Here is a 5,527-nt window from a genome sequence, read left to right on the forward strand (position 1 = left end):
ATATCTCGCATTCTAGCATATATCGTGTAAATGCGCTAATATTTAACGGTAAAGCCGTCGTAGAACGACGGGGTTTCAGACCCAAATTTTCGATGACCGTAATCCGGGACAATCAGCCTAACATCTGGTGACAGCATCGGCAAGTCAGCAACGCTCAGTGTTAGGAAAGCTGGTAGCTATTGCTTTTTACTTAAAAAATATGGTATGATGGAAAGCTGTCAGTTTTACGAAAGCCGATGAAAACGGAAGAGATTATCAAATCAATCGAAGCCGAGTATCTCAAGAGCGATCTGCCCATTATCCATGTCGGTGACACGATCCGGGTAGGGGTGCGAATCGTTGAAGGAGATAAAGAGCGGATTCAGCCCTACGAGGGCATTGTCATCGCCAAACGCCATGGCGGTATCAACGAAACGATTACAGTACGCAAAGTCTTCCAGGGTGTGGGAGTAGAAAGAGTCTTCCTGCTCCACTCGCCGCGGGTTGCCAGTGTCAAGATCATCCGTCGTGGTAAAGTACGTCGGGCGAAACTCTACTATCTGCGCGATCGGGTTGGCAAAGCCACCCGGGTACAAGAACGTTTCGATCGCCCTCTCTAAAAATTTTCCGGCGACAGCCTAACCAAGAAAGTTGCTCAATCGCCAACAACTACGCTATAATAAATAAAGGCCTTAAAAAAGCCAAATAGTTTAGCGAATGGGCGCTCTTAGTTCAGTTGGTAGAACGCAGGTCTCCAAAACCTGATGTCGGGGGTTCAAGTCCTCCAGGGCGCGTTTGGTAATCACCAAGCCGATAACTGCAAAGGACATGATCTAAATGTCTGGGGGTTAGTGTGGGTTGTCCGGTGAAAATGATAAGTTAAGGATAGCTTGAGTATCATTTTAAGGAGTAGCGATCGTGGCCAAAAAAGAAACCCTAGAAAAAGACACGAGCGACAAGAAAGAGGGAAGCTCCTTTCAGGTCAAGGAATTCGTCAATGAAAGCAAAGAAGAACTCGCCAAAGTCGTCTGGCCTTCCCGTCAGCAACTTTTGAGTGAATCAGCGGCCGTGATGTTAATGGTGACTTTGGTAGCCACTCTCATCTATCTGATCGATAAATTCTTTGCCTGGGGTGCGGGGAAGGTGTTCCCATGAATCTAGAAGAAGAACAGTTTCCCGAAGAAGTCAATCTCAGCAACCTACCGAAAAAACCCCGTTGGTATGCCGTGCAGGTGGCTTCTGGTTGTGAGAAACGGGTCAAAGCTAATTTGGAACAGCGCATCCACACCCTCGATGTGGCCGATCGCATTCTGCAAGTCCAGATTCCCCAAGCGGCCACCGTCAAAGTCCGCAAGGATGGTTCACGGCAACATGGCGAGGAAAAAGTCTTCCCCGGTTATGTCCTGATCAAAATGATCATGGATGATGACGCTTGGCAGGTGGTAAAAAACACCCCCCACGTGATCAATTTTGTCGGGGCCGAACAAAAGCGCCACTACGGACGCGGCCGCGGTCACGTCACCCCGCTACCCTTGAGTATGTCAGAAGTCGATCGCATCTTCAAACAAGCTCAGATTCAAGAACCCGTCGTCAAAATCAATATGGAAGTTGGCGATCAAATCTTGGTTCTATCTGGTCCATTTAAGGACTTTGAAGGGGAAGTGATCGAAGTTAGTCCCGAGCGCGGCAAACTCAAGGCCCTGCTCTCCATTTTTGGTCGGGATACCCCGGTCGAATTGGAATTTAATCAAGTCGAAAAACAAAACTAAATCATGGCTAAAAAAGTCGTCGCAATTATTAAACTAGCTTTACCTGCCGGTAAGGCTAACCCTGCTCCTCCGGTGGGTCCTGCTTTAGGTCAACACGGGGTGAATATTATGGCGTTTTGTAAAGATTACAACGCTAAAACCGCCGATCAGGCTGGGATGATCATCCCTGTGGAAATCTCCGTTTTTGAGGATCGGAGTTTTACCTTTATCCTCAAAACTCCCCCCGCTTCCGTTCTCATCCGCAAAGCGGCCGGTGTGGAAAGAGGTTCCAACGAACCCAACAAGAAATTTGTCGCCACCATTACCCGCGACCAATTACGCGAAATCGCCCAGACTAAAATGCCCGATCTTAACGCTAACGACATCGAAGCGGCCATGAATATTGTGGCGGGAACGGCCAGAAATATGGGTGTCAAGATCTCAGACTAAATCTTATTTCGGGGAGAAGTTAAGCTTCGTTATTACCCAAGGAGCAACAAATCAGATGGTAAAAAAAGTTTCACGACGTTTGCGAGATGCCCAGGCTAAGGTAGAAAATAAAGCCTACGAGCCATTAGAGGCACTGACATTATTAAAGGAATTAGCGACGGCGAAATTCGACGAAACCGCCGAAGCTCATATTCGTTTAGGTATCGATCCTAAATATACCGACCAACAACTGCGGACAACGGTAAGTTTACCCAAAGGAACCGGACGCACGGTGCGAGTAGCGGTCATTACTCGCGGGGAAAAGGTACAGGAAGCGAACAACGCCGGGGCCGATATCGTTGGTTCGGAAGAATTAATCGAAGAAATCGCCAAGGGGATGATGGATTTCGAGGTTTTGATCGCCACCCCCGATATGATGCCGAAAGTGGCTAAATTAGGTCGTCAACTCGGTCCGCGGGGTTTAATGCCTTCACCGAAAGGGGGAACCGTAACCACGGATTTAACCGGGGCAATCGCTGAGTTTAAAGCGGGTAAATTGGAATTCCGGGCCGATCGCACCGGTATCGTTCACGTTCAATTTGGTAAAGCTTCTTTTAGTGCCGAGGATCTGTTAGTCAATTTGAAAGCTTTACAGGAAACGGTGGACAGAAACCGGCCTTCCGGGGCCAAGGGGCGTTACTGGCGCACGGTTTACGTTTCTTCCTCCATGGGGCCATCGATTCAAGTGGATATTAGCGCCCTGCGGGATCTGAAATTAGCAGAAGGTTAATGACAGTTATTTTTTCTGAAAAAGCCTCCAAGGTATTGGGGGTGTTTTTTTGGCTTGATCGCCCGATTGATATAGAATCAAAAGGCTACACTCAAGATTAATCGCTTGAATTGTTCTCTTGTATCTGTTCCTAAAGCCAGCGTGTGGATTGTAGATTCCCCTAATACCCGTATTTTAGCCCCTTGTGCGATCGCTCTTGGTAACTTTGATGGTTTGCACCTAGGTCATCAAACCGTCCTACAGCCAATTTTTCAGGATGGCCCCGCTTATCCCACCGTTGTTAGTTTTACTCCCCACCCGCGGGAATTTTTTACGGGAGAAAAATGGCAATTATTAACTCCTCTAGGGGAAAAGGTGGAGGTTTTAGAGAATTTAGGCGTTAAACAATTAGTTTTACTGCCTTTTTCGGCTGAATTAGCTTCCCTGACTCCCTTGGCTTTTGTCGAACAGATTTTAGTAGAAAAATTACAGGCTAAATCGATCAGTGTTGGTCAAGATTTTCACTTCGGTTATCGTCGTCAAGGTACAGCCGAAGATTTATTACAGATCGCCTCTCAATTTAATATTAAAGTCGAGATTGTTGGTTTAAAAAACTGTGGGGCGGGTCGGATTAGTAGTTCCCTAATTCGTCAAGCTTTGGCAGCAGGAAACGTTGAGCAAGCTGGGCAAATGTTAGGTCGTCCCTACAGTTTAACCGGTCGCGTGGTCGTCGGGCAACAGCTGGGCAGAACATTAGGTTTTCATACCGCTAATCTACAGGTTCCCCCCGATAAATTATTGCCGCAATTCGGGGTTTATTGCGGTTGGGTGCCTCTTGATGGTTCTCGCTTACCGGCAGTTATGAATATCGGTTATCGTCCCACGATTGAGGGAAAAACTGTCAGTGTGGAAATCCATTTATTGGATTGGTCGGGCCATGTATATGATCGCATTTTAACGATGGATTTAGTGCAATTCCTGCGACCAGAACAGAAATTTAATTCTCTCGATCGATTAAAAAATCAGATCGAGATAGACTGCGATCGCTCTCGGTTAATTCTAACTTCTGTCACCGACAACTGCTAATATTTTTGGTATTCTCTTTCCACTTTACCCACCGCTTTCAATAAAGGAGAATCGAGGGAATCGATCCAATCAGCTACTTCTCGCGCTAATCCTAGGGTAACAATGCCTTGAGACGGTGGTAATTGACCAGCTAACGCCTGACTTTTGATGGTTTTCAGGACAGAAATTAAACCCTCAATCTGAGTCAATATTTCTGTTTCCCGCATCTGTTCGGCCACGGTAATAGCTTGGTCAATTGATTGAACTAATTCCCTTATTTTCGTTTCCATAATATTCTAGTGACACCAAAGAGATGTAAGCGTTAGTCCTCGCCCCTCTCCCCATTGTATATTGGCATCTCGCGAGTCTTTAATAAAAGTTTGCTGACCACCACCGTGATAACAATAAGGTGGATTCTGGGGGGCGACAATTCCTTGATAAACCGTTGTTCCCGCCGGCAAAGTCACCGATACTACTTTGGTCGCTTGATTGGGAGGATTCCACTTTTGATCGAGGGCTAAATTTCTGATCGCCTCCACATTGGTGGCATATTCATCCGTGGTCAGAAAACGACCTTTTTTGCTATTTTCGTCACTATAATAACGGAAAAAAGTCTGGGGTTTTTCTAGGGTAACTGCCTGACATTCACTATTGCGAAAAGTGATGGCAAGATCTGGAGGGAGGGGACAGGAAGGGGCCTGATCTTGAGCCAATACTTTCTGAGAATTGAAAGTAAAATTTTTGGGTAAACTATTGGTTAATGTACTGGCAGCGATTCCTAAAACAAGACTAAAAACGAGCGAACTGGCTTTCATCTTCACTGATTAAGAGAAATTCTTCTCGATTTTACCGTACTGAACCGACTGAAAATCTTGATTTCGCCCACTGGCAACAATTCTTAACTAATTTTCTCCCTGCTCGCCACCCTAACCCTGATTAGCTCCCTAGCAGAAAATTTCCCGCCATTGTCTGTCAACTTTTCTCGCTAGTGTGGGCAAATTAGGAAAAGAATCGTTAAGATCAAAAAAACTTAACATTAATCTTCTTGACAAAATCCCCCATTTGTGCTATGAGAGACGCTATTGATATTTTGATGGAAAATTTGAGCCAGAGCATCGTCGGCCAAACCGAATCGATTCGCATTGTGCTGGTGGCTTTGCTCAGTGGTGGTCACGCTCTCCTGGAAGATGTCCCCGGAGTCGGCAAAACCCTGTTAGCCAAATCCTTAGCGCGTTCAATTAACGGTCGTTTCCAACGGGTACAATGCACCCCTGACCTCCTGCCTAGTGATATCACGGGAACCACGATTTGGAACCCCAACAGTCGCGAATTTGAATTTATCCCCGGCCCCGCTTTTGCTAACGTCCTGTTGGCCGATGAAATCAACCGGGCCACCCCGCGCACCCAATCGGCACTTCTAGAAGTCATGGAAGAAAAACAAGTTACCATCGATGGAGAAGCGCGGCCGGTTCCCCAACCCTTCTTTGTGATCGCCACCCAAAATCCGATCGAATATCAAGGCACTTTTCCGCTTCCA

9 protein-coding genes and 1 tRNA gene are annotated in these 5,527 nt (G+C 46.6%); 8 read left to right on the top strand and 2 right to left on the bottom strand.

What is annotated here, in order from left to right; genetic code table 11:
- Positions 1–236: 236 nt before the first annotated feature.
- From rplS to PX636_RS20185, 7 genes are all read left to right on the top strand, one after another.
- Entirely contained in the window at positions 237–599 is a 363-nt protein-coding gene (gene rplS, locus PX636_RS20155) for a 50S ribosomal protein L19 (protein WP_288118513.1), read from the top strand.
- Between the two features lie 101 nt (positions 600–700).
- Positions 701–773 (top strand) — tRNA-Trp (locus tag PX636_RS20160).
- Between the two features lie 124 nt (positions 774–897).
- Complete coding sequence (gene secE, locus PX636_RS20165) at positions 898–1,134, top strand: preprotein translocase subunit SecE (protein WP_002761141.1); 237 nt, start codon at positions 898–900, stop codon at positions 1,132–1,134.
- Positions 1,131–1,748, top strand: a complete 618-nt coding sequence (gene nusG / locus PX636_RS20170; RefSeq protein ID WP_002796880.1) for a transcription termination/antitermination protein NusG — start codon at positions 1,131–1,133, stop codon at positions 1,746–1,748. Before secE ends, nusG begins: the two co-directional genes overlap by 4 nt.
- Before the next feature lie 3 nt (positions 1,749–1,751).
- The gene (rplK, locus tag PX636_RS20175; RefSeq protein ID WP_002796881.1) at positions 1,752–2,177 is read left to right on the top strand and encodes a 50S ribosomal protein L11; all 426 of its coding nucleotides are present in this window, start codon (positions 1,752–1,754) and stop codon (positions 2,175–2,177) included.
- Positions 2,178–2,232: 55 nt separating this feature from the next.
- A complete protein-coding gene (gene rplA, locus PX636_RS20180; RefSeq protein ID WP_002796882.1) occupies positions 2,233–2,946 on the top strand; it encodes a 50S ribosomal protein L1 in 714 nt (237 codons plus the stop codon).
- A 141-nt stretch (positions 2,947–3,087) separates the two neighbouring features.
- Positions 3,088–4,011, top strand: coding sequence for a bifunctional riboflavin kinase/FAD synthetase (locus tag PX636_RS20185; RefSeq protein ID WP_002796883.1), 924 nt, complete (start codon positions 3,088–3,090; stop codon positions 4,009–4,011).
- Here the strand turns inward: PX636_RS20185 and PX636_RS20190 are convergent.
- Complete coding sequence (locus PX636_RS20190; protein WP_002796884.1) at positions 4,008–4,280, bottom strand: hypothetical protein; 273 nt, start codon at positions 4,278–4,280, stop codon at positions 4,008–4,010. The two genes, PX636_RS20185 and PX636_RS20190, sit on opposite strands and share 4 nt — an antisense overlap.
- A gap of 6 nt (positions 4,281–4,286) precedes the next feature.
- Positions 4,287–4,805, bottom strand: coding sequence for a hypothetical protein (locus PX636_RS20195; RefSeq protein ID WP_288118515.1), 519 nt, complete (start codon positions 4,803–4,805; stop codon positions 4,287–4,289).
- A 254-nt stretch (positions 4,806–5,059) separates the two neighbouring features.
- Between PX636_RS20195 and PX636_RS20200 the strand changes: the two genes are divergently transcribed.
- Positions 5,060–5,527, top strand: a 468-nt coding sequence (locus PX636_RS20200; protein WP_288118517.1) for an AAA family ATPase, incomplete at its 3' end; no start/stop codon positions are given.

This window comes from Microcystis sp. M53598_WE2 (assembly GCF_030067735.1).
In the GTDB taxonomy this organism is placed as follows: domain Bacteria; phylum Cyanobacteriota; class Cyanobacteriia; order Cyanobacteriales; family Microcystaceae; genus Microcystis; species Microcystis aeruginosa.

Bases quoted from the DNA above. Each gene is read 5' to 3' on its own strand.
- rplS (WP_288118513.1), top strand. From the start codon at position 237: ATGAAAACGGAAGAGATTATCAAATCAATCGAAGCCGAGTATCTCAAG.
- nusG (WP_002796880.1), top strand. From the start codon at position 1,131: ATGAATCTAGAAGAAGAACAGTTTCCCGAAGAAGTCAATCTCAGCAAC.
- rplK (WP_002796881.1), top strand. From the start codon at position 1,752: ATGGCTAAAAAAGTCGTCGCAATTATTAAACTAGCTTTACCTGCCGGT.
- rplA (WP_002796882.1), top strand. From the start codon at position 2,233: ATGGTAAAAAAAGTTTCACGACGTTTGCGAGATGCCCAGGCTAAGGTA.
- PX636_RS20190 (WP_002796884.1), bottom strand. From the start codon at position 4,280: ATGGAAACGAAAATAAGGGAATTAGTTCAATCAATTGACCAAGCTATT.
- PX636_RS20195 (WP_288118515.1), bottom strand. From the start codon at position 4,805: ATGAAAGCCAGTTCGCTCGTTTTTAGTCTTGTTTTAGGAATCGCTGCC.